Genomic DNA, 22,727 nt, shown 5'->3' on the forward strand with positions numbered 1-22,727 from the left:
TCGAACCCTCGGTGCCTTTATAGGGCACACACGATTTCCAGTCGTGCGCCTTAGACCAGCTCAGCCATCTTTCCATAGACTTCCTTTGCTGTGTACACCCGAATCACAAGTGCTTTTATATTATACCACCTTTTCAGCAAAAGTCAAGCCTTTTTTACAAAAATCTCCAGTTTACTGCTTCTTTCCATCCTCTTTTCGATTGGTCTGCAAAAAGCTGTCAAATACTCCCATCAGCAGACCCTTCTTCCCGCTGTGATAATAGCGGTGCATCGGCAGCCAGAACAGCAGCGACCCGATCAGACAGACGATCAGATCCAGCATCGTATCGTTGACGCCGGTATCCAGCACATGCTGCGGGTCATTGTGCAAAACCAGGTTAATGACAAACTCCACAATCTCCCAGCCGACGGCAATCAGCGAAGCAAATCCCGCCGAGAAAAATGCAGCCTGCCAGTATTCTTCGCGCTCGATCACAATATGACCTTCTCTGCGCGGCTTCAACACATAAAAAGCGATCAAACCGCACAGTCCAAAGATCACACCGGTCAGTGTGTGCATGACCTTGTCATAGCCTGGCAGGCGGTCATAGCCGTTAAAGATCATCCCGATGCCATAGGTCAGCACAATATACAGATGGGTGGTCAGACGCACCAAAGCATCCTTACGCAGATGAATCACCCATTCAATGATTCTGGGAGCAAAGGTCAAAATCAGTCCCAGCAAAGACAAAAACACATAGTATGGCGTCGAAAAAAAGAGGTTGTACACCGCCATCACGACACAAAAAATACCGAAGCCAACCTCCAACAGCTGGCTTGCTTGATTATATCGGGAAGAAATCTCGTTCATTTAAACTCCTCCTGCTTCTTACTGCTTATAGTATGTTCCCGTGAAGTTTCGGTTTAGACACAAAAGCCGCGGAAAATTCCCGCGGCTTTATGTTTACTCATAACGCAGCGCCTCGATTGGGTCGAGTTTGGCTGCCTTGTTCGCTGGATAGTATCCAAAAAAGACACCGATCAGCATCGAAAATCCGACGGCAATGACAATCGCCTGTACCGATGGACGCGCAGGGAATCCCAGCAGTGCTGCACCGCTGTAACCCATCAACATTCCAAGAGCAATTCCGATGATACCGCCGATCAGACAAATAATCACCGACTCTACAATAAACTGCAGACGAATCGCGCTGTTTTTGGCGCCCAACGCTTTACGGGTACCGATTTCACGGGTTCGCTCGGTTACCGATACCAGCATAATGTTCATGACGCCGATACCACCGACCAGCAGCGAAATCGCTGCAATAACTGCAATCGCAATCTGTACCGTTCCCATCATCGAAGAATACTGGTCGATGATAGAATCCAAGCTGATTGCACTGATGCTGAAATCCTCATTGCGCGCATAAAAGCGGTTAAAGTAATCCTCAAACTCGCTGGCAAGCGCGCGGGCATCGGTGCCCTGTTTTGTCAGCGCTGTGATGCTGTAATAGCCTTCCACTGCACCGGTCAGCTTCCAGGAGGTTGTGATCGGCAGATACAGGTCGGTGCTCATATCCTTTTCCGAAGCTGCTGCACCCATCATCGACATCAGTGCATTCTGTTCATATTGATAGACACCGATGATGGTGAAGGTGTACAGGTCTTTGCCGATATTGACCTTGATCTCCTGTCCCAACGGACTTTCTCCCTGGGCAAACATATTGTTGCAGAATTTGTCCGAAACAACCGCTACGTTTTTGACTCCCTTCAAATCCCGCTCTGCAATAAAGCGTCCCTGCTGCATCTTCAGATGGTTTGCTGTCTGATAGCCGTCATTGACGCCACTGACCGAAACATTGGCATATTTGTGTCCATCGACGGCCCGACCGCTGCCCATTCCTTCGCTGACGCTGACTGCCTCCACCTGGCCGTCGTAATCGCTCAGAAACTGTTCGATCATCTCATCGCTGATGTAGTCATCGGCATCAATCGAAACCGTATAGCTCTGTCCGTTTTCACTTTCACGCTGCTGCAAACCGATCTGCACGTTGTTTGCGCCCATCTCCTGCAGGGAGGAGGTCATCGAGTTGGTCAGCGAATCGCCCACCATGACGATGCCGATGACCGAACTGATGCCGATGATGATGCCCAGCATGGTCAGCAGCGCACGCATCTTGTTGGCACGCAGGCCGGAAATAGCCAGCGAAATATTCTCAAAAATCTGTGTCATAAAGCTCTATGCCTCCTGTGCCGGACGAGGTGGTCTGCCCGAACCGCTGACCTCATCCACCACCTGACCATCTCGAATGGTGACGACACGCTGTGTCTCCTGAGCAAGCTCGAGATTGTGGGTAATCAGCACAATCGTCTTGCCCTGTTTTTCATGCAGACGATGGAACAGATCCATCACCAGTCGTCCTGTGTTGGAGTCCAGCGCGCCGGTCGGCTCGTCCGCCAAAATGATGGAAGGATCGTTTGCCATGGCACGGGCAATCGCCACACGCTGCTTCTGTCCGCCGGAAAGCTCGTTGGGCATGTGTCCCATGCGTTCCTCCATCTCCACCATTTCCAGCAGCTCCCGTGCACGCTGGGTACGCTTGCTGCCGGACATGCCTGCATACAACATCGGAAGCTCAACATTTTTCAGTGCAGAGGTGCGCGGAATCAGGTTGAAGGTCTGAAAGACAAAGCCAATCTTCTGGTTGCGGATATCGGAAAGTTCGGTATCTCCCGCTTGATTGATCGCAACTCCATCCAATAGATATTCTCCCTCGGTGGGACGATCGAGCGCACCGATAATGTTCATCAGGGTCGATTTGCCCGAGCCGGACTGACCGACAATCGAGACAAACTCTCCCTCCTGCACCTGCAGGTCGATGCCCTTGAGGATGGTCAGTTCATTGGGCTGTCCAATATAAAACTTCTTGACAATCCCCTTCATGTCAATGATTGTTTTTGCCATCCACTATTCCCCGCTCTCCGAAGAAAGTCCGACGACAGGTTCCCCTGCTGCAACAAAGTCCGGCGTTACCTCGCTGCCCACGGTGACGCTCTGTGGGTCACTGAGCACGATCATACCGTCAGTAATGCTGTCGCCCGATACCTCCACATAGAAATCGGTTTCCAGACCGGTGGTGACCGGAACCTCGGTGACAACATAGGTGTCCTTGCCTTCGCTGCTCTGCGGCTCGGCAACATACAGCACCTGTGTGCCGTCCGCTTTTTCGACAACTGAATCGTACGGTACACCGTAGACGTCGTCGCGCTCGTCCACCAATACGGTCAGACGGGTATTCATACCGATGCGCAGACCGCTGTTCTGTTCGTCCACCTGTACCTCTGCCTCAAACTCGACGGTCGAGTTGTTGTCGGTGGTCTTGGTGGCGCCGGTGTCGGTCTTGACTGCTGCCGGTGCGATGTATGTAATGGTGCCTGGAATCTCTTTGTCGCCGGTGGCATCCGACTTGATGGTGACCTTCATGCCCTCGGTGATGTTTCCGATGTCATACTCCTTGATATAGGTGGTGACCTTCAGCGACTCGGTGTCCTCGATGACGAACAGCAGACCGTTGCCAGGCTCGCCCACCTTGGCATAGACCGCTGTGACGACGCCCGATACCGGTGCAGTGATGGTCGCCTCATCCAGTGTATTCTGCAATTTTTCGATGGCTATCTCCTGAGAGCGGTTGCTCTCGGCAGCCAGCTGGCTGCTGATCAGGCTGTCCTGCAGGGTTTCAATCTGTTGCTCAATCTGGTTGTTGGTCGCATCGCGCAGCTGTTCGGCGCTGTCCGCCTGATCCTCTGCCTGTTCCTTTTGCAGTGCTGCACTTTCAACGCCGCGTTTGGCGCTGTCGATGCCCTGTTCCAGCTGAGCAACACTGGCGCCGTTCTGTGCATCCTTTGCTGCATCCAGCTGTGCTTCGGCGGTAGCAACGCCGCTCTGAGCCGCTGCAACGCCGCTCTGAGCGGAGGCAGACGAGGAAGAAATGGAGGCTACCTGAGACTGATAATCGGTCATCGCCTGATTGTAGCCATCCTGAATGTTCTGGAAGATAGACTTCTGCTGCACATAGGTTTCGCGTTTATTTTTTAAATTATCTTCTGCATCAGATTGTGCTTTCAACAGATTTTTATATTCATCACTTTCAGTTTCTTTTGGATGTTCCTCTTCATACTTTTTCACCGCTTGAATCGCTTCATCTTTTGCTTCTACAGCCAACTGAATATCCGTCAAATAGGTCTGTTCCAGATGTGTCCACTCTGCTTTTGCAGCCTGATAATCGGCGGTCTGCTGCTCAAAGGTCTGTTTTGCCTGCTCCAGTGCGCTCTGCTGTCCTGCCACCGCACTGTCATAGGCGGACTGCGCCTCGCTCAGCGCATCCTTTGCGTCGCGCAGCGCTTCTTCAGCAGAGGTGACATTTCCGTTGAGCTGGTCGCGGGTGATGCGATAGTTCTCCTGCGCATCGGAAACCGCAGCCTTGGCAGATTCCAGCTGCTGTTTTGCCTGTTCCACACTGTAATCGGCCTGTGTCACGCTCTGGTCGGCAGAAATGGCGCTCGAATCCAGACCGTTTTCATAGTTTTCCTTTGCATTTTCATACGCCTTGCGGCTGACCTCAATCTGGTGTGCCGCCTGACTGTTGCTCGCATCCACCGCTGCCTGCTGCTGAGCAATGTCCAGCTCAAGGTCGCTGGTCTTGAGCTTTGCCAGCACATCACCTTCCTCAACGGTGTCGCCTACCTCCACATTGACCGACTCCACCAAATAGGAGAGCGTCGAATAAACCTTCCGGCCATTTTCTGTGTCCACAACACCGGTCAGGCTGACCGTGTTCTGCAGATCCATCTGCTGCAAAAGCTCGGTGGAAACCAGCGTCTGTGCTGTGCCACCTTTTCCTAATACCAGCCCTCCCACAACAGCTGCTGCTGCCAGCACGCAGACACCTGAGATAATCATCTTCTTCTTAACCATACCCAAGTCTCCTTTTTCGGATTCTTCATTGTATTATTGACTTAATACAATAATATCAACTTGCTTTTTAAAAGTCAAGTCTATATTCGTTTTCCTTACTATATCACACTTCCTATTCTGTGACTATTACCAAACATTCCAATTTTTTAGGCGGTTATTTTCGGTAAATTGTGCTAAACCAACACCTGTTTACAATTTATCCACAGCTCATACACAAATGAAAAAAGATTCCCTTCTTTTTCCTGAAAAGCGTTCTTAAATGTAACGAAACACAAAATATTTCTTCTTCAAAATATAAAAATTTCTGTATAAAAAAAGGCTGCCGAATCGGCAGCCTTTTTTCAGAGATTCATCTTGGTTAGAGGTTAGATTTTGGTGATATCTACCAGCTCCACATCGTTGACGGTGCGGTTGCTCATCAGCGAGTTTGCCAGAGCATTTGCAGTATCCAGTGCAGTCATGGTGACGATGGAACGCTCAACAGCGCGGCGGCGCATCTGTACCGAGTGACGCTGTGGTTTTCTGCCCTTCTTGGAGGTGGTGATGATATAGTCGATCTTGTTCTGATCGAACAGGGTGATGATGTTTGGTTCTTCCTCTTCGATCTTGCGGATGGTGTTTGCAGCAATCATGTTCTGATGCAGGGTCAGTGCAGTACCAGCGGTTGCATAGATTGTGAAGCCGAGTTTTTCGAACTTCTCGACGATTGGAACAACTTCCTGTTTGTCGGTGTCGCGGACGGTAACCAGAACGCCGCCTTCGTGTTTCATCTTGTAGCCAGCTGCAACCAGACCTTTGAACAGAGCTTCATCGAAGGTCTTAGCAATACCCAGAACCTCACCGGTAGACTTCATTTCTGGGCCAAGCAGGGTATCAACGTCGTGCAGTTTCTCAAAGCTGAAGACTGGAACTTTGACAGCAACATACTCAGCTTCTGGATACAAACCGATGCCATAGCCCTGATCGCGCAGTTTTTCGCCGAACATCATGCGGGTAGCGATCTCAACCATTGGAACGCCGGTAACCTTGCTGATGTATGGGATGGTACGGGAGGAACGTGGGTTAACCTCGATGACATAAACTTCGTCATTGTAGATAACGTACTGGATGTTGACCAGACCAACAACCTTCAGCTCTCTTGCCAGCTTGCCGGTGTAGTCGATGATGGTGCGTTTGATCTTCTGGGACAGAGTCTGTGCAGGATATACCGAGATGGAGTCACCGGAGTGAATACCAGCTCTTTCGATATGCTCCATGATACCTGGGATGAGGTAATCTTCGCCGTCGCAGATTGCGTCGACCTCAACCTCTTTACCCATCATATATTTGTCGATCAGAACGAGGTTGTCTTTCATGTGGCTGGTGATGATGTCCATATACTCCTCAACCTCAGCGGTTGTATGAGCAATGATCATGTTCTGACCACCCAGTACATAGGATGGACGCAGCAGAACTGGGAAGCCCAGTCTGTTTGCAGCAGCAACTGCATCTTCCTTGGTCAGTACGGTTTCACCCTTTGGACGCGGAATGCCCAGTCTGCCGAGCAGTTCATCGAAGCGTTCACGGTCCTCAGCTTCGTCGATCGAATCAGCGGAGGTACCCAGGATGCGGACACCCTTCTTTGCCAGATATTTGGTCAACTTGATTGCGGTCTGACCACCGAACTGTACAACAACGCCCCATGGTTTTTCGCTTTCCAGAACGTTGTCAACGTCTTCTGGAGTCAGCGGGTCGAAGTAGAGTCGGTCGGAGGTATCAAAGTCGGTGGAAACGGTTTCTGGGTTGTTGTTTGCGATAGAAGCCTCATAACCCAGTTTCTTCAGAGCCCATACACAGTGTACCGAGCAGTAGTCGAACTCGATACCCTGACCGATACGGATTGGACCGGAACCGAATACCAGGATCTTCTTCTTGTCGGATTTGTGCTCCTCGATGAACTCGGAAGCTTCGTTTTCCTCATCGTAGGTGGAGTAGAAGTATGGTGTCTGTGCTTTGTACTCAGCTGCACAGGTATCAACCATCTTGTAAACACCTTTTCTGTGGTGCTCAACCTTTTTGCCGGAGAAGCGCTCGATGGTGCTGTCGAGGTAGCCGTATTTCTTAGCACGCAGATACAGTTCCTCGGTCAGTTCATCGCAGTTTGCCAGTGCCTCTTCCATCTTTCTGAGGTTGTCCAGCTTGTTGATGAACCAGCAGTCGATCATGGTGATCTCGTGGATCTTTTCTGCTGGGATGCCCTTCTTCAGTGCCTCAAATACGCAGAACATACGCTCATCGTCGCAGTTGTGCAGCAGTTCGAGCAGCTCTTCTTTGGTCTTATCTGCAAATTTTGGCAGGTTGAAGCTGTCCAGACCCAGCTCTACCGAGCGGACTGCCTTCATCATTGCGCTCTCGAAGGAGGTACCGATGGACATAACCTCGCCGGTTGCCATCATCTGAGTACCCAGAGTACGTTTTGCGTATACAAATTTATCGAATGGCCATTTCGGGAATTTAACTACAAGGTAGTCGACCGAAGGCTCAAAGCAGGCATAGGTGGTACCGGTAACAGCATTGAGGATTTCGTCGAGGGTGTAGCCGATCGCAATCTTGGTTGCAACCTTTGCAATCGGGTAACCGGTTGCTTTGGAAGCCAGCGCGGAGGAACGGGATACACGTGGGTTAACCTCGATAACTGCATATTCCATCGAGGTTGGATGCAGAGCGAACTGACAGTTGCATCCGCCTTCTACGCCCAGCTCCTCAACGATGTTGAGTGCAGCTTTTCTGAGCATTGAGAACTCTGCCGGAGACAGGGTAACTGCTGGAGCAACTACGATCGAGTCGCCAGTGTGAACACCGACTGGGTCAACGTTTTCCATCGAGCAAACGGTGATGATGTTGCCCTTGGAGTCACGGATAACCTCGAACTCAATCTCTTTCCAGCCGGAGATACATTTTTCTACCAGGATCTGGGTGATTGGAGACAGACGCAGACCGTTTCCTGCGATCTCTTTGAATTCTTCTTCATTGTAAGCAATACCGCCGCCGGTACCGCCCATGGTGAATGCAGGACGAATGATAACCGGATATTTGATCTGTTCGATGAATGCCAGACCATCTTCAACAGTGTTGACAACCTTGGAAGGGATGCATGGCTCGCCGATCTTTTCCATGGTGTCCTTGAACATCTGACGGTCCTCAGCCTTGTCGATGGTCAGTGGGTTTGCGCCCAGCAGTTTTACATTGTGGGAATCGAGGAAGCCTTCTTTTGCCAGCTGCATCGAGAAGGTCAGACCGGTCTGACCACCCAGGGTGGAAAGAACGCTGTCTGGTTTTTCAATTTCAATGATTCTCTTTACAACGTCGATGTTCAGTGGCTCGATATAAACATGGTCTGCCATCGCCTTATCGGTCATGATGGTTGCAGGGTTGGAGTTTACCAGAACAACTTCCAGACCTTCTTCTTTCAGTGCGCGGCAAGCCTGTGTGCCTGCATAGTCAAACTCAGCTGCCTGGCCGATGATGATCGGACCGGAACCGATTACCAGTACTTTTTTAATATCCTGTCTTAACGGCATATTGATCAACCTTTCTTGCGCTAGTATACAAAATTTGTCCGACGGCGTTTTATCCGATCATTCCAAGGAATTTTTCATAGATACCATCAAAGTTTTTCTGTCCGATCTCTGCTTCCGGAATAAACTGTACGGACATTGCTTTCATCTGTGGATAAACAAGGCCCTCGCAGGTTTTATCGTTGGAATTGAGGTGGCTGACAACCGCATTGGACGGTGCTTCTTTGACGATGTAGCCATGGTTCTGGGCTGTGATAAAGGTTCTGCCGCTCTCCTGTTCGGTGACAGGGCAGTTGGAGCCGCGATGGCCGCAGTGCATTTTTTCAACCGAGCCGCCCATTGCCAGCGCCATGATCTGATGACCAAAGTCGATGCCCAGTACCGGTACACCGGATTTCATCAGCTCAGCAACGGTCTGCTGTGCATTGCTGGTTGCGAGTGCATCCAGTCCTACGCCTCCGCACAGTACAACTGCGTCTGGATTGGTTTCCATGATCTGTTTTTCAGTATAGGAAGCCGGTACAACAGTTACCTTGCAGCCTCTTGCCATCAGTGCTTTGATGACATCGTTGCGGATACCGTAGTTTGGCATGGTGATGCTGTATTTTGCATCCAGCTTTTCAAAGGTAACCTTTTCGTTGTAGTTTACCCAAGCCGGCATTGGTTTTTTCCATGCTTTGAGCTGATCAAGCAGTGCCTGTTTGTTGTCTGCCGGATTGGTTCTGGTGATCAATCCATTCTGTACGCCCTCGTCGCGGAGCTTTCTGGTGATTGCACGGGTGTCCAGATCGAAGATGGCGCTGATGCCTTTCTTCTCAAGATACTCGTCGATTCTGCCTTCCATACGGAAATTGGAAGGCTGTGCACACCATTCACGGATGACCCAGCCTCTTGCAGTAACGCTTTCGTGCAGGTCGTTTTCATGGTTGACACCGTAGTTTCCGGTCAGTGGGAAGGTTTCTACGATAATATTGTTGGCATTTGCCGGATCAGTCAGAATTTCCTGGAAACCTACGACGTTGGTGTTAAATACCAGTTCGCCGATGGCGTCCTTGTCGCTTCCCAGGCCGTAGCCCTCATATACCGTGCCGTCCTCCAGCAAAAGCCATGCCTTTTGCGCATTGTTAAAGATGTCCATACGCTACCTCCATATTCCCTAGATTGAATCTCTATCTTAAAAGCTTACAAGGTGATTTTACCAACCACGCCCATAATGTCTTCTTTCATTGCCAGTGCTGCTTTTCTTGCCTGCTGTGCAAAATCCTTGCCGTCGGTGCCGGCTTTCTTCCATGCAGTCAGGATCGCTCTGGACGAATTGACGATGGCGCCCAGACCGTTTTTATCAAATGCGCCTGCAACGTCGTTTGCACCGCCGCCCTGTGCACCATAGCCGGGTACCAGGAAGAAGGTGTGCGGCATCTTCTGACGCATCTCTGCCAGCTGTTCCGGATAAGTTGCGCCGACAACTGCTCCTACGCGGGAGTAGCCGTAGCTTTCCTGTGTCTTTGCTCCCCACTGCTCGCACATTGCACCCATGGTTTCATAGATGCTCTTGTCGCCGATCTTCTGATCCTGCAATTCTCCGGAGGAAGGATTGGAGGTCTTGACCAGAACAAAGATGCCCTTGTCCTTCTCGTCACAGATTGGCAGCAGCGGCTCTACGCCGTCCGAACCAAGATAACCGTTGACGGTGAGCATGTCCGAACCAAAGGCAGCAAGCTCTTTGCCGTTGACGGTGCTGGTGCCCAGATGAGCTTTTGCGTAGGCCTGCATGGTCGAACCGATGTCGTTTCTCTTGCCGTCGGTGATGACGATCATGCCTTTTTCCTGTGCATACTTGATGGTCTCGCACAGTGCCCACATGCCCTGCCAGCTGTACATCTCATAGTAAGCAGCCTGTGGTTTGATTGCCGGTACAATGTCGCAGATCTCGTCGATGATTGCCTTGTTGTACTCCAGGATAGCCTGTGCAGCAGCGTCAAAGCTGTCGCCATAAGCCTCGAACTTTTCGTCCTTGATATGCTGCGGGATATAATCGAGCAGCGAATCCAGTCCAACGACGCTCGGGTTCTGCATCTGAGCGATCTTTTCAATCAGTCTTTTCATGTTCGGTTTCCTCCGTCTTTATCTTTGTTCTCTATCGTTTAAAGGGTTTCCATTTTTCCTTTATTTATCAAGTGAATACACCAATTTTCCGCCGAGGATGGTGCCGACCACTCTGCCGGTCAGTTTCATACCGTCAAACGGGGTGTTTTTGCTCTTGCTGTGCAGCTTCTGTGCATCCACTGTCCAGCTCTGCATCGGGTCAAACAGCACGATGTCTGCAAGGCTTCCTTCCCGCAGTGTTCCTCCTGGCAGGCGAAGGATGTTTGCAGGATTGGTGCTCATCAGCTTGACCAGATCCATCAGCTCCATGCCGCACTGATGTACCAGTACGGTGCAGGCTGCTGCAAAGCTGGTTTCCAATCCGACGATACCGTTTGGTGCTTTGAGGAAATCTGCTTTTTCCTCTGCAGCGTGCGGCGCATGGTCGGTGATAATCGCATCAATGGTTCCGTCAAAAATGCCTTCGATCACCGCTTCACAGTCGGCCTGTTCTCTCAGCGGCGGATTCATGCGGAAGTTTGCGTCGCGGTTTCTCAGCAGCTCGTCGGTCATCATCATGTAGTGCGGAGCTGTTTCGCAGGTGACCTTCACGCCTCTGGCTTTGGCTTCGCGGATCAGCTGTACCGAACCTTTTGTGCTGACGTGCGCGATGTGAATTGCTGTATCCGAGCTTTCTGCCAGCACGATCTCACGCGCTGTGATGCTGTCCTCGCTGGCACGATCCATTCCCTTGACGCCCAGCTCGCGGGAAATCTCTCCTTCGTTGATGATGCCGCCGTCGATGATGCTCAGGTCCTCGCAATGGCTGATGACCGGAACACCGGCTGCATAGGCTTCCTTGAGCGCTTTGAGCATCATGCCGCCGTTTTCAACCGGACGGCCGTCATCGCTGACTGCAACCGCACCACAGGCATGCAGATGAGCGATGTCGTTTAACTCCTCGCCCTTCATGCCTTTGGTGATCGAAGCGATCGGATAAACTCTGGCGTCCGCCTCTTTTGCTTTATCAAGTATATAGGAAAGGACCTCTTCGTTGTCGGTCACCGGCTTGGTGTTCGGCATACAGCAGACGGAGGTCACACCTCCGGCAGCAGCTGCCTTGCATCCGGTGAGGATGTCCTCTTTGTGGGTGAGTCCCGGGTCACGCAGATGAACATGGATGTCGATAAATCCAGGTGCCGCACACAGTCCGCTGGCGTCGATCTGTTTGGTCTGCTCGTCAGCCGGCAGGTTGGTTCCCACTTTGGCGATGCGATCACCTTCCACCAGAATATCTCCCACAAAGTCCAGCGCCGGCTGGCAGGATGGGTCCAGAATTCTGGCATTTTTTATCAGAAGCTTTTCCATTGATTTCCCTTCCTTCCCGAACATTTTTCTATCATTTATTTGTCTGCCTCAACGCAGATGGTTACCTGATCTTCTCCGTCGTGCTCCTCCACCGAAACCTTGACAAACTCGTCGTGGGAGGTCGGCAGGTTTTTGCCGACATAATCGGCACGGATGGGCAGCTCACGGTGTCCGCGGTCGATCAGCGCTGCCAGCTGAATGCTCTTGGCGCGGCCGCGCTGCAGGATGGCGTCCATCGCTGCACGAACCGTCCTGCCGGTGTAGATCACATCGTCGACCAGGATAATCTGCTTTCCTTCAATGGGAAACGGCAGATCGGTTTTGTCCTGACGGGGTTCTTCGGTTCGTTTGTCATCCCGATAGGCGGTCACATCCAGAAAGCCCACCTCAACGGCAGTTCCTTCCAGTTCCGCAATCCGTTTGGCAATTCGTTCTGCCAGCTGCGCACCTCTCGTGACAATCCCTATGATGTACAGATTGCTCGCGCCCTTGTTGTGCTCGATGATCTCAAATGAAATCCTCGTGATCGCCCTCGACATGGCTTTTTGATCCATGATCCTGGTCTTTTCCACCAGCATTGCCCGATCCTCCTTGCCCATCTGCTTAAAAATTCCATAAAAAAAGCTGCCTGTGCCCTTTTCGGCAGCAGACAGCAGATTGTTACCATACAACCGGAACAGTCCGGTTTCTGTTGCAACCGAACCATGTTTCCGCTTTTCGGGTGAGATGCCCGAGGATGGTTTCCCATCAAACTACCTTGCCAGCCTCACAGGACCGTCTTAAAGGATTCGCTTTCAGGATGATATTTTGAAAAGCAGGATTGTTTGTTTTTTGTTATGATAAGTATAACCAATCCGAGGCAAAATGTCTAGTGTCAATACGTCAAACCTCGCAGGATTTTCTTGTTTTTTTTAGATAATTTATCCAAATCCTGTTTTTATCTACCCCAAAAAGGGATTTTTTTCGTCCCAAAGCACAGAACATATCCCTCTGACAAACCAATGATTTCCTAAAGGGAAATCTCCTCGTCATCGTAATAGTCATCCTCCATCATCTTCTGAATATTTTTTTCGTGGTGGAGTTTGTGTTCTTTTAAATAGATATCCAGTGCCTTATTGAGTTTAAACAGAACCGACACATATTTTACACATACCACTGCTGTCATGGCAACTACACTGGCAGTAACTACCGCTGCGGTGATCATGGACCATTCCTTTTTACTGAGATTGTGCTGATTCATACAATTTCCTCCCCTGCCTGACGGCACTATACTTTTTCTAAAAGCAGAAAGGATAAACACGACATCTGTATTTTCCCCTCACTTTCTGCTGGTATTATACCATCTTTATAGGAAATGGGCAATCATCATTTGATGTTTTGCTTTTTTATTGTAGAAATTGACAGAAATTTGCTCTCTTTTTTTGCCAGGAGCTTCGATGCTGGCTGTTAAAATCGGTATCTTTTCCTCCGGTTTGGGAACAATTATTTACAAACTCTTTCCATTTCCTAAATTATGTGGTAAAATAAATAGGCTACGATTTATTTAATCTTGGGTTATACCGCTAAATTCGACTTAGGGAGCCACTTTATTATGAACAAAAAAATCTCACTGGGCGCCGCACTTGCACTGATGTTCATCATCACTGCGGTCACCTTCTCAATCACGATGGTCTTTTCACGCCAGACCTTCTCAACCACGGTCACTAACATCTCCGAGCGTGAAGCAATGTATGACAAACTTTCCGAGATCGACAGCTACGTCCGTGCCAATTATTACGGAACTATCGACGAAACTTATCTGAACGATTATCTTTCGATGGGCTATATTGCAGGTCTGTCCGACCGTTATGCTGCCTATTACTCCGCTGAAGATTATGCAAAACTGCAGCAGGAAAACGCCGGTGAAATTGTCGGCATCGGTATCCGTGCCACCAAAAACGAAAGCGGATTTATTCAGGTCACAGAAGTTTATCCCGATTCTCCTGCAGAGGAGGCCGGCATTCTGGCTGGCGACCTGATCGTCAAGGTCAACGATATTGACGTAAGCGCCGATACTTATGAAACTGCCATCACCGAAATCGGTGGCAAAGCAGGTACCAAACTCAGCATGACTGTCCGCAGCGACAACAAAGACCGCGAAATCTCCGAAATTACCCGCCGTGTCGTTGTCACTCCGACCGTATATCCAAAGATGATCGGCACCGCCGGTTATATTAAAATCGTAGACTTCAACGAGAACACCTACGACCAGTTCAAAAAAGCGGTGGAAGATCTTCTGGGTCAGGGCGCACAGTCGTTTATCTTCGATCTGCGCAATAACACCGGTGGTCTGATTGATCCGGCAATCAAGATGCTGGATATGCTTCTGCCGGAAGGCACCATCGCTACCGCTACCTACCGCGACGGTTCCACCGAAGTTCTGGGTACCTCCGATGCCAACTGCATCGACAAACCGATGGTTGTTCTGACCAATGAATCCACTGCCAGCGCAGCGGAACTGTTCACTCAGGCGCTCCGCGACTATGGCGTTGCCAAATCGGTAGGTACTACCACCTATGGCAAAGGCGTTATGCAGGTCACCCATTCGCTCAAGGATGGTTCTGCTGTCCGCATCACCGTTGCAAAATACAATCCGCCAAAGAGTGAAAACTATGATGGTGTCGGCATCAAGCCAGACTATGAGGTCACACTCAGCGAGGATCAGCAGAAAAACTTCGATAATCTCGACGAAACCACCGATCCACAGCTGCAGAAGGCACTGGAGCTGGTAAAAACCTCTCCATCCGATCAGGCTGCAACCACGACCTCGTCGGAGGATACAGCTGCTGACACTGCGGAAGAGGCAACCACTACCGAGGAAACTTCTGATAGCGCCGAAGAAACAACTACTACTGAAGAAACATCCGAGAGCACCGAAGAGTCCTCTACCACAGAGAGCACTGAAGAATCTACAACCGAAGAACCAGCAGAATAGCATAAAAAAACAGGGCGAAAACATCGCCCTGTTTTTTTATGCCCGCCGAAAACGAAGATTGACACCGATACTTCCAAAGATACACCCGCACAGCAGCATGGAAAACAAACGAATCAGCGCCCAGAAATCCGGCTGCTGACCGGTTGCCAACGCACACAGCAGACAACCGACAAACAGAATCGCTGCACATCCCATTCCCAAAAAGAAGCCGTTCTGGCCTGATACTCTGGCACAGACCATTGCCGCAGCTGCCGCCATCACACAGCCAGCCACCAGTCCAATGGCATCGCCGGCCCACACTGGCAGTTTGCCGGCAGCCATGAGCGCCGAGATCATGCAGAGCAGAATCATCCCTACACCGATGCCCGCCAGACAGCCCCATGCCACTGCCTTCATCTTGCGGTATTGCCCCTCCTGATTTTTCCGCGTCTGTTTTTCTCCCTGCTTTTTTGTTGGCATAAAAAAATCACCCCGCATCCTGTTTTCTGTTAACAGGATATTCGGGGTGTTTTATATTTATTCGCTGAAAAACTGAACAGATGCTTATTTGGATTTCTTTTCTGCCTGTTCCTGAGCAGCTCTCTCTGTTGCAGTGATGTTCTGCTGGATGGACCAACGAGCCAGACGGATCTTGCTTCTGTCGCCTGCGGTTTCGATAACAACGGTATCGTCTTTGATGCTGACGATTCTGCCGATGATACCACCGATGGTAACTACTTCGTCTGCGATCTCGATGTTCTCACGCATCTTCTGTACTTCTTTGTCTCTCTTTTTCTGAGGACGGATCAGGATGAAGTAGAAGACAACGATCATCAGGATCAGCGGAATAAAGGTTGCCAGCAACTCCGCGGAACCAGTTGTCGCGGTAAGGTAAAAGTTTGACATGGGTTTTTAGCACCTCCATTAAAATCAACAAAACTGGCCGGTGAAAACGGACTGCAATTTTGTATACAAGCATCATTATACCTGTTTAAGGGAATGTTTTCAAGTATTTTTTGATAATTTCCCACTCTGTATCCAAAAAGTGGATCACATCAGATTCTTCTGCCGACCAGTGGGAGCATCTGGGCGCGGAACTGCTCGTATCTTCCCTCGTCCAGCGCAGCGCGAATCTTTTCCATCAGGGTATTATAGAAGTACAGGTTGTGCATAACAGCCAGACGCATTCCCAGCATCTCATTTGCCTTGAGCAGGTGGCGGATATAGGCGCGGGAGTGGCGCTGGCAGACCGGACAATCACACTCACTGTCAATCGGGCTGTCGTCCAGTTCGTACTTGGCGTTGTTAATATTGATGATTCCCTGCCAGGTGAACAGATGACCGTGGCGGGCATTGCGGCTCGGCATGACGCAGTCGAACAAATCCACACCGCGGTATACCGCCTCGATGATGTTTGCCGGTGTACCAACGCCCATCAGATAACGAGGCTTGTCTTTCGGCATGTAAGGTTCGACCTGCTCGATAATGTCGTACATCACCGGCGCCGGTTCTCCGACCGCCAGTCCGCCGATGGCATAGCCGTCACATTCCACCTCGGCGATCTGCTTCATATGCTCGATGCGCAGATCTGGGAAGGTGGAACCCTGGTTGATGCCAAACAGCATCTGATGCGGGTTGATGGTGCCCTCGGTCTGATTCAAGCGGGTCATCTCTGCGCGGCAGCGTTTGAGCCAGCGCACGGTGCGGTCGATGGAACGCTTGGTATATTCACGGGTGGAAGGGTTTTCGATACACTCATCAAACGCCATGGCGATGGTGGATGCAAGGTTGGACTGGATGCGCATGCTCTCCTCCGGTCCCATGAAGATGCGGCGTCCGTCGATATGCGACTGGAACTTGACACCCTGTTCGCTGATGGTGCGCAGCTGTGCCAGCGAAAATACCTGAAAGCCGCCGCTGTCGGTCAGAATCGGACCGTCCCAGCCCATGAACTTGTGCAGGCCGCCCAGCTTTTTGATCTTCTCATCTCCTGGACGCAGGTGCAGATGGTAGGTGTTGCACAGCTCCACCTGACATTTGAGGTCCTTGAGGTCATACGACGAGATGCCGCCCTTGATGGCTGCCGAGGTACCCACGTTCATAAATGCCGGTGTCTGCACTGTACCGTGGACCGTCTGGAAGGTACCGCGGCGGGCGCGTCCTTCCTGTTTTAACAATGTATACATAAATTCCTCCAATGATCTAACGCTGTTTTCTTTCTATTCAAACGGATAGCGCACTGCCATCTGTGCACGAAGATGATCCATCAGCTCCATCATGTGAATCGTTTCCGCATGCGGCATTGACGGACATTCCAGCAATCCCTGTTCAATGCAGGAAACCGCCTGGGCTACCTCGTACTCAAAGCCGGTCAGCTGTGCCGGACGCTCTATCTGCTGTGTCAACTGGTGGTTGCGGTCATAAACGCGAATCTGCTGTGGATTGTTGATATTTTCCACGATGATATAGCCATCGGTTCCCGAAATAACGCCCATGCGGTCGGATACCACCGTGGCAGCAGCGGTCAAAGCCGCCATTTTGCCGTCGTTCCAGGTCAGAGTGATGCTGTCGGCAATGTCCACTCCATATTCGTTTTTCAGGCAGCTTCCAGATACGCTGTCCGCACGTCCAAACATCATCTCTGCAAAGTTGAGCGCATAGACGCCCACATCCAGCAGCGCGCCTCCTGCCAACTCCGGACGGGCGATGCGTTCCACGTCGGCAATGTTGTAGCACAGATTGGCTGTCAGCATCTTGGGCTGTCCAATGACGCCGGAATCCAGCAACTCTTTGATCATTGAGCGCATCGGCTGATAGCGGGTCCAGATTCCCTCGGTCACCAGAACGCCCTTCTGCTCTGCAAGACACAGAACCTCCTGCGCCTGCCGTGCATTGACGGTGAAGGCCTTCTCACACAGCACATGCTTGCCGTGTTCCACCGACAGCTTGGTATATTGATAATGGTGGGAATGCGGAGCGGCAACATAGACAAGGTCCACATCCTCATCCTCCAGCATCTGCTGATAGGAGCCGTATGCCTTTGGAACCTGATGTTCCTTTGCAAAGCGTTCTGCACTTTCCAGCTTGCGGGATGCGATTGCATACAGGCAAACGCTGTTGTCCCCGTTCTCATTCATCTTATGAATGGTTTTTGCCATCACGGCAGCGATGGTTCCTGCTCCTAAAATTCCAACACGGATCATCTTTGTTCTCCTTTTATCTGATGAACTGTCACTGATCTTTGCTTCGTTCTATTCATCAATGCCGTCTGCAATGAACATGGCATCGCCAAACGAAAAGAAGCGGTATTTTTCTTTCACAGCAAGGTCATAGGCTGCCATGGTATGCTCATATCCGGCAAAGGCGCTGACCAGCATAATCAGGGTGCTTTCCGGCAGATGGAAGTTGGTAATCAGTCCATCCAGCACCTTGAACTGATAGCCTGGATAGATAAAGATGTCGGTGTAGCCTTCCTCGGTGTGCAGCGGCAGGCCCTGCTTGGTTCCCAGTGTTTCCAGAGTACGACAGCTGGTGGTGCCTACTGCAATGACACGTCCGCCGTTTGCCTTGGTCTGATTGATGAGGTCGGCAGTTTCCTGCGGCAGATAATAGTGTTCCGAGTGCATCTTGTGGTCGGTGATCTCATCCTCCTTGACCGGACGGAAGGTTCCCAGGCCGACGTGCAGTGTCACTGTTGCAACCTTGACTCCTTTGGCGCGAATGCGGTCGAGCAGCTCATTGGTAAAGTGCAGACCTGCGGTCGGTGCAGCAGCCGAGCCAAGCTCGTGCGAATAAACGGTCTGATAGCGCTCGTTGTCCTGCAGTTTCTCGGTGATGTATGGCGGCAGCGGCATATTGCCGATCTGCTCCAGCACCGGAAAGATGCTGTCGCCTTCATAGCTGAAGCGAATCAGGCGGTTGCCGCCTTCGACTGTCTCCAGCACCTCGCCTTTGAGCAGTCCGTCGCCAAATACCAGCTTGACGCCAGGTTTTGCCTTTTTGCCAGGTTTGACCAGTGTTTCCCAGACATCCTGTTCCTTCTGTTCCAGCAGCAGCACCTCGATGTTTGCGCTGGTGTCCTCTTTTTTGCCATACAGACGGGCTGGGATAACGCGCGAATCATTGACGACCAGCAGGTCGCCTTCCTTTAAATAGTCGAGTACGTCGTAAAAATGATGATGGCTGCATTTTCCGCTCTGACGGTCCATCACCAGCAGCCGAGAATGGTCGCGCGGCTCGACAGGAGTCTGCGCGATCTGCTCCTGCGGCAGGTCAAACCAAAATTGAGATTTTTTCATATCTTTTTCCTCCACTGTACAGGTGTAGAATTCACTTGGAGAGATGAGCGGTTCTCATTCCCCTTTTTTTGCATTTCAAAATCTATTGTACGAGTTCTTTTGTCGACTGTCAAGGAAATTCCTCCCTGGTGAAGAAAACCGGAGATTTTGACAAAATTCCCTGTTCTCCTCCCCAAAAGAATGGCTTTTTTAGGGCAAATTCCTCCTGTAAAACGGGCCGCTGGGATTTTTTGCAAAAAAACGTCGCTTTGTCCTTGACAGAGTGCTTTCTCGATGCTAATATATACCCAAACACTTTCTCACAAATATGAAACGATAGAGGCGCACTTTTCATTAGTAGCACGGGATGAGGCTGCCAGAGCCGTTTGAATCCTCTGTGAAAGGGAACGGTGCCGAAGGGAGCATTTCGGCGGATGCTGCCCTGGGTGTGTCCTGAACAAGGGCACAACTGTCATCCGGTTCCGATTATCTGCGGACGGATGAAGCGCTATCCGGTTTTTTCTCTGTATCCTTCTTTTTAGGTTTGGTGCAGGGAAAAATGCCCCTATCAACGATTCGCCGGTTTTTTTAAAAAACCGGCTTTTTTCATATCCTGCTTTTTCTGCCTTTGCCTTTCGGCATTTTTCGGGAAAGAAAAGCATACAGTGTTTTATCCTCAAAGTTTGAAAGGATGTATCACAAATGAAACAGTACAATGTAGCCGTTATCGGCGCGACCGGTATGGTCGGCCAGAGATTTGTCTCCCTGCTGGAAAATCACCCGTGGTTTCACGTCACTGCCCTTGCTGCTTCGGCAAACTCTGCCGGCAAAACCTATGAGCAGGCAGTCGGTCACCGCTGGATGATGCACACTCCTATCCCCGAAAATGTCAAAAACATCGTCGTACAGGACGCTGTCGCTGACGCAGAAGCCATCGCTCACAGCGTTGATTTTGCTTTCTGCGCTGTCGATATGAAAAAGGATGAGATCCGTGCGCTGGAAGAAACCTATGCAAAATACGAGTGTCCGGTCATGTCCAACAACTCCGCTCACCGCTTTACCCCTGACGTTCCAATGATGATTCCTGAAATCAACGATGACCATGCACAGATCATCGCTGCACAGAGAAAACGTCTGGGCACCAAACGCGGCTTTATCGCCGTCAAATCCAACTGCTCGCTGCAAAGCTATGTTCCTGCGCTGCATCCGCTCAGAGCCTGGGGCATCACCAAAGTGCTGGCCTGCACCTATCAGGCAATCTCGGGCGCCGGCAAAAACTTTGAAACCTGGCCGGAGATGGTGGACAACGTTATCCCCTACATCGGCGGCGAGGAGGAAAAGAGCGAGCGCGAGCCGCTGAAAATCTGGGGATCTCTGACCGATACCGAGATCGTACCGACCACTACTCCGTCGATCACCACCCAGTGCATCCGTGTTCCTGTCACCGATGGTCATCTGGCTGCTGTGTTCGTTTCGTTTGAGCATAAACCAACCATCGAACAAATCAAGGCTGCATGGAAAAACTTTGCCGGCTATCCGCAGGAGCACCAGCTCCCTTCCGCTCCAGCACAGTTCTTGACCTACTTTGAGGAGGATAACCGTCCGCAGACCGGACTGGACCGCGACCTTTACAACGGTATGGGCGTATCGGTCGGACGTCTGCGCGAGGACACCCAGTACGATTACAAGTTTGTCTGTCTTTCCCACAACACCATCCGCGGTGCCGCCGGCGGCGCTGTTCTGATGGCAGAAACACTGGCAAGCAAGGGCTATCTTGATTAACAGAAAGGGTCTTTTCCTATGAAAAACACCATCTTTACCGGCGCAGGCGTCGCCATTATCACACCGATGAACTCCGATGAGTCGATCAACTTTGAAAAACTCGGTCAGCTCATCGACTTCCAGATCGACAATGGCGCCGATGCCATCGTCATCTGCGGAACCACCGGCGAATCTGCTGCCATGACCGACCAGGAACATGTCGATTCGATCGCATACGCTGTCGAGCATGTTGCCGGACGTGTGCCTGTCATCGCAGGTGCCGGCAGCAACCACACCTCCTACGCTGTGTGGATGTCCAAGGAGGCCAAACGTGTCGGCGCAGATGCCCTGCTGCATGTCACTCCATACTACAACAAAACCTCCCAGCTGGGATTGATCCGCCATTTTAATGCAGTTGCGGATGCTACCGACCTGCCGATCATCCTCTACAACGTTCCGTCCCGTACCGGTGTCAACATCACTCCGGCAACCTATCGCGAACTTGCAAAACATCCAAATATTGTTGCTGCCAAGGAAGCCAGCGGCAATATCTCTCAGATTGCACAGATCGCCCAGCTCTGCGGAGATGAACTTGACCTCTATTCGGGCAACGACGACCAGATCGTTCCGCTGCTCTCGCTGGGCGCAAAGGGCGTCATCTCGGTGCTGTCCAACATCATGCCGCGCCAGACTCACGACATCTGCCGCCTGTTCTTTGAAGGAAAGATCGCAGAAAGCCGCGCTTTGCAGCTGAAGCTTCTGCCGCTGATTAACGCGCTGTTCTCCGATGTCAACCCAATTCCTGTCAAAGAGGCAATGAACCTGATGGGATGGGAATGCGGCGAATGCCGTCTGCCGCTCGTTTCGATGCAGCCGCAGGCCAAAGAGCCTCTGCGTGCACTGATGCAGGAACAGGGACTGATCAAAGAATAACAACAACTGGGGTCGGGCCGCTTGCTCCCGACCCTTTTTTGGGGATTTTTGCAAAAGAAAGGACGTTTATTTATGGTATCTATTCTTCTCTCCGGCGCCGGAGGTAAAATGGGACAGGTTATCACCCGCTCTGTTTGTGAGCGCAGCGACTGCCGCATTGCTGCCGGCATCGACATCCATCCGCTTGACTGCGGCTATCCGATTTTCTCCGCTCCTGACCAGTGTGATGTTCCCTGCGATGTCATCATCGACTTCTCCCATCCGTCGGTCACTATGCCGCTGCTTGCGTATGCAGTCAAAAACCACATCCCTGCAGTGATTGCAACCACCGGTCTTTCTCCGGAACAGATCGAGGCAATCCACCAGGCTGCTAAAGAAATTCCTGTCTTTTTCTCTGCCAATATGTCGCTGGGTGTTTCCCTGCTGACCGAGCTTGCCAAAAAGGCAGCCAAGGTACTGGGCAACGACTTTGACATTGAGATTGTCGAAAAGCACCACAACCGCAAGGTGGATGCTCCCAGCGGAACCGCTCTGATGCTGGCAGACGCCATCTCGGAGGAGCTGGAACAGGCGCCGCAGTACACCTACGACCGCCACAGCCGCCGTGCTGCCCGCAGCAAAAACGAGATCGGCATCCATTCGGTGCGCGGCGGAACCATCGTCGGAGAGCATGAAATCATCTTTGCCGGTCACGATGAGATTCTCAGCCTGAGCCACACCGCCATGAGCAAGGAAATCTTTGCCACCGGCGCCATCAATGCCGCACTTTTCCTGGCAAACTGTCAGCCAGGTCTTTACAATATGGGTGATTTGGTTTAGGATAAGGGTATCAAATCTTTT

General features: G+C 51.1%; 19 protein-coding genes and 1 riboswitch. Of the genes, 4 read left to right on the forward strand and 15 right to left on the reverse strand.

The features are described 5' to 3' along the window. Positions 1-171: 171 nt before the first annotated feature. From Q0L39_RS04995 to Q0L39_RS05040, 10 genes are all read right to left on the reverse strand, one after another. The gene (locus Q0L39_RS04995) at positions 172-849 is read right to left on the reverse strand and encodes a hypothetical protein (RefSeq protein WP_296627233.1); all 678 of its coding nucleotides are present in this window, start codon (positions 847-849) and stop codon (positions 172-174) included. Positions 850-942: 93 nt separating this feature from the next. Continuing rightward, positions 943-2,211, reverse strand: a complete 1,269-nt coding sequence (locus tag Q0L39_RS05000; protein ID WP_296627234.1) for an ABC transporter permease — start codon at positions 2,209-2,211, stop codon at positions 943-945. Between the two features lie 6 nt (positions 2,212-2,217). Next, positions 2,218-2,943, reverse strand: coding sequence for an ABC transporter ATP-binding protein (locus Q0L39_RS05005; RefSeq protein ID WP_296627235.1), 726 nt, complete (start codon positions 2,941-2,943; stop codon positions 2,218-2,220). A 3-nt stretch (positions 2,944-2,946) separates the two neighbouring features. After that, positions 2,947-4,953 (reverse strand): HlyD family efflux transporter periplasmic adaptor subunit, encoded by a 2,007-nt coding sequence (locus tag Q0L39_RS05010; protein ID WP_296627236.1) that lies wholly within the window; start codon positions 4,951-4,953, stop codon positions 2,947-2,949. A gap of 365 nt (positions 4,954-5,318) precedes the next feature. Then, entirely contained in the window at positions 5,319-8,513 is a 3,195-nt protein-coding gene (gene carB / locus Q0L39_RS05015) for a carbamoyl-phosphate synthase large subunit (RefSeq protein ID WP_296627237.1), read from the reverse strand. A gap of 49 nt (positions 8,514-8,562) precedes the next feature. After that, positions 8,563-9,648: a glutamine-hydrolyzing carbamoyl-phosphate synthase small subunit gene (locus tag Q0L39_RS05020; protein WP_296627238.1), complete on the reverse strand. Its 1,086-nt coding sequence runs from the start codon at positions 9,646-9,648 to the stop codon at positions 8,563-8,565. 44 nt (positions 9,649-9,692) lie between these two features. After that, a complete protein-coding gene (pyrF, locus tag Q0L39_RS05025; RefSeq protein WP_296627239.1) occupies positions 9,693-10,616 on the reverse strand; it encodes an orotidine-5'-phosphate decarboxylase in 924 nt (307 codons plus the stop codon). Between the two features lie 60 nt (positions 10,617-10,676). Continuing rightward, entirely contained in the window at positions 10,677-11,963 is a 1,287-nt protein-coding gene (locus Q0L39_RS05030; protein WP_296627240.1) for a dihydroorotase, read from the reverse strand. Between the two features lie 35 nt (positions 11,964-11,998). Further along, entirely contained in the window at positions 11,999-12,538 is a 540-nt protein-coding gene (gene pyrR / locus Q0L39_RS05035) for a bifunctional pyr operon transcriptional regulator/uracil phosphoribosyltransferase PyrR (RefSeq protein WP_296627260.1), read from the reverse strand. Positions 12,539-12,972: 434 nt separating this feature from the next. Continuing rightward, the gene (locus Q0L39_RS05040; protein ID WP_296627241.1) at positions 12,973-13,203 is read right to left on the reverse strand and encodes a hypothetical protein; all 231 of its coding nucleotides are present in this window, start codon (positions 13,201-13,203) and stop codon (positions 12,973-12,975) included. Between the two features lie 351 nt (positions 13,204-13,554). Here Q0L39_RS05040 and Q0L39_RS05045 point away from each other — a divergent pair, with 351 nt between their 5' ends. Next, positions 13,555-14,937, forward strand: coding sequence for a S41 family peptidase (locus Q0L39_RS05045; RefSeq protein WP_296627242.1), 1,383 nt, complete (start codon positions 13,555-13,557; stop codon positions 14,935-14,937). Positions 14,938-14,973: 36 nt separating this feature from the next. On the opposite strand, the gene Q0L39_RS05050 is transcribed toward Q0L39_RS05045, so the two are convergent. The 5 genes from Q0L39_RS05050 to queA form a co-directional block, all read right to left on the reverse strand. After that, a complete protein-coding gene (locus Q0L39_RS05050) occupies positions 14,974-15,396 on the reverse strand; it encodes a YrzE family protein (RefSeq protein WP_296627243.1) in 423 nt (140 codons plus the stop codon). An 84-nt stretch (positions 15,397-15,480) separates the two neighbouring features. Next, on the reverse strand, positions 15,481-15,822 hold the full coding sequence (gene yajC / locus Q0L39_RS05055; protein ID WP_296627244.1) for a preprotein translocase subunit YajC: 342 nt from the start codon (positions 15,820-15,822) through the stop codon (positions 15,481-15,483). A 149-nt stretch (positions 15,823-15,971) separates the two neighbouring features. After that, the gene (gene tgt / locus Q0L39_RS05060) at positions 15,972-17,102 is read right to left on the reverse strand and encodes a tRNA guanosine(34) transglycosylase Tgt (protein ID WP_296627245.1); all 1,131 of its coding nucleotides are present in this window, start codon (positions 17,100-17,102) and stop codon (positions 15,972-15,974) included. A gap of 33 nt (positions 17,103-17,135) precedes the next feature. Continuing rightward, on the reverse strand, positions 17,136-18,116 hold the full coding sequence (locus Q0L39_RS05065) for a Gfo/Idh/MocA family oxidoreductase (RefSeq protein ID WP_296627261.1): 981 nt from the start codon (positions 18,114-18,116) through the stop codon (positions 17,136-17,138). 51 nt (positions 18,117-18,167) lie between these two features. Then, the gene (gene queA / locus Q0L39_RS05070) at positions 18,168-19,214 is read right to left on the reverse strand and encodes a tRNA preQ1(34) S-adenosylmethionine ribosyltransferase-isomerase QueA (RefSeq protein WP_296627246.1); all 1,047 of its coding nucleotides are present in this window, start codon (positions 19,212-19,214) and stop codon (positions 18,168-18,170) included. A 308-nt stretch (positions 19,215-19,522) separates the two neighbouring features. Continuing rightward, positions 19,523-19,712: riboswitch (Lysine riboswitch) on the forward strand. Between the two features lie 183 nt (positions 19,713-19,895). On the opposite strand from queA, the gene asd reads away from it, so the two are divergent. From asd to dapB, 3 genes are all read left to right on the forward strand, one after another. Beyond that, entirely contained in the window at positions 19,896-20,975 is a 1,080-nt protein-coding gene (gene asd / locus Q0L39_RS05075; RefSeq protein WP_296627247.1) for an aspartate-semialdehyde dehydrogenase, read from the forward strand. 18 nt (positions 20,976-20,993) lie between these two features. Continuing rightward, the gene (dapA, locus tag Q0L39_RS05080) at positions 20,994-21,887 is read left to right on the forward strand and encodes a 4-hydroxy-tetrahydrodipicolinate synthase (protein WP_296627248.1); all 894 of its coding nucleotides are present in this window, start codon (positions 20,994-20,996) and stop codon (positions 21,885-21,887) included. Between the two features lie 72 nt (positions 21,888-21,959). Continuing rightward, a complete protein-coding gene (gene dapB / locus Q0L39_RS05085) occupies positions 21,960-22,706 on the forward strand; it encodes a 4-hydroxy-tetrahydrodipicolinate reductase (protein WP_296627249.1) in 747 nt (248 codons plus the stop codon). The last annotated feature ends 21 nt before the right edge of the window (positions 22,707-22,727 follow it).

The sequence above is a fragment of the uncultured Negativibacillus sp. genome, assembly GCF_944388365.1.
In the GTDB taxonomy this organism is placed as follows: Bacteria; Bacillota; Clostridia; order Oscillospirales; family Ruminococcaceae; genus Negativibacillus.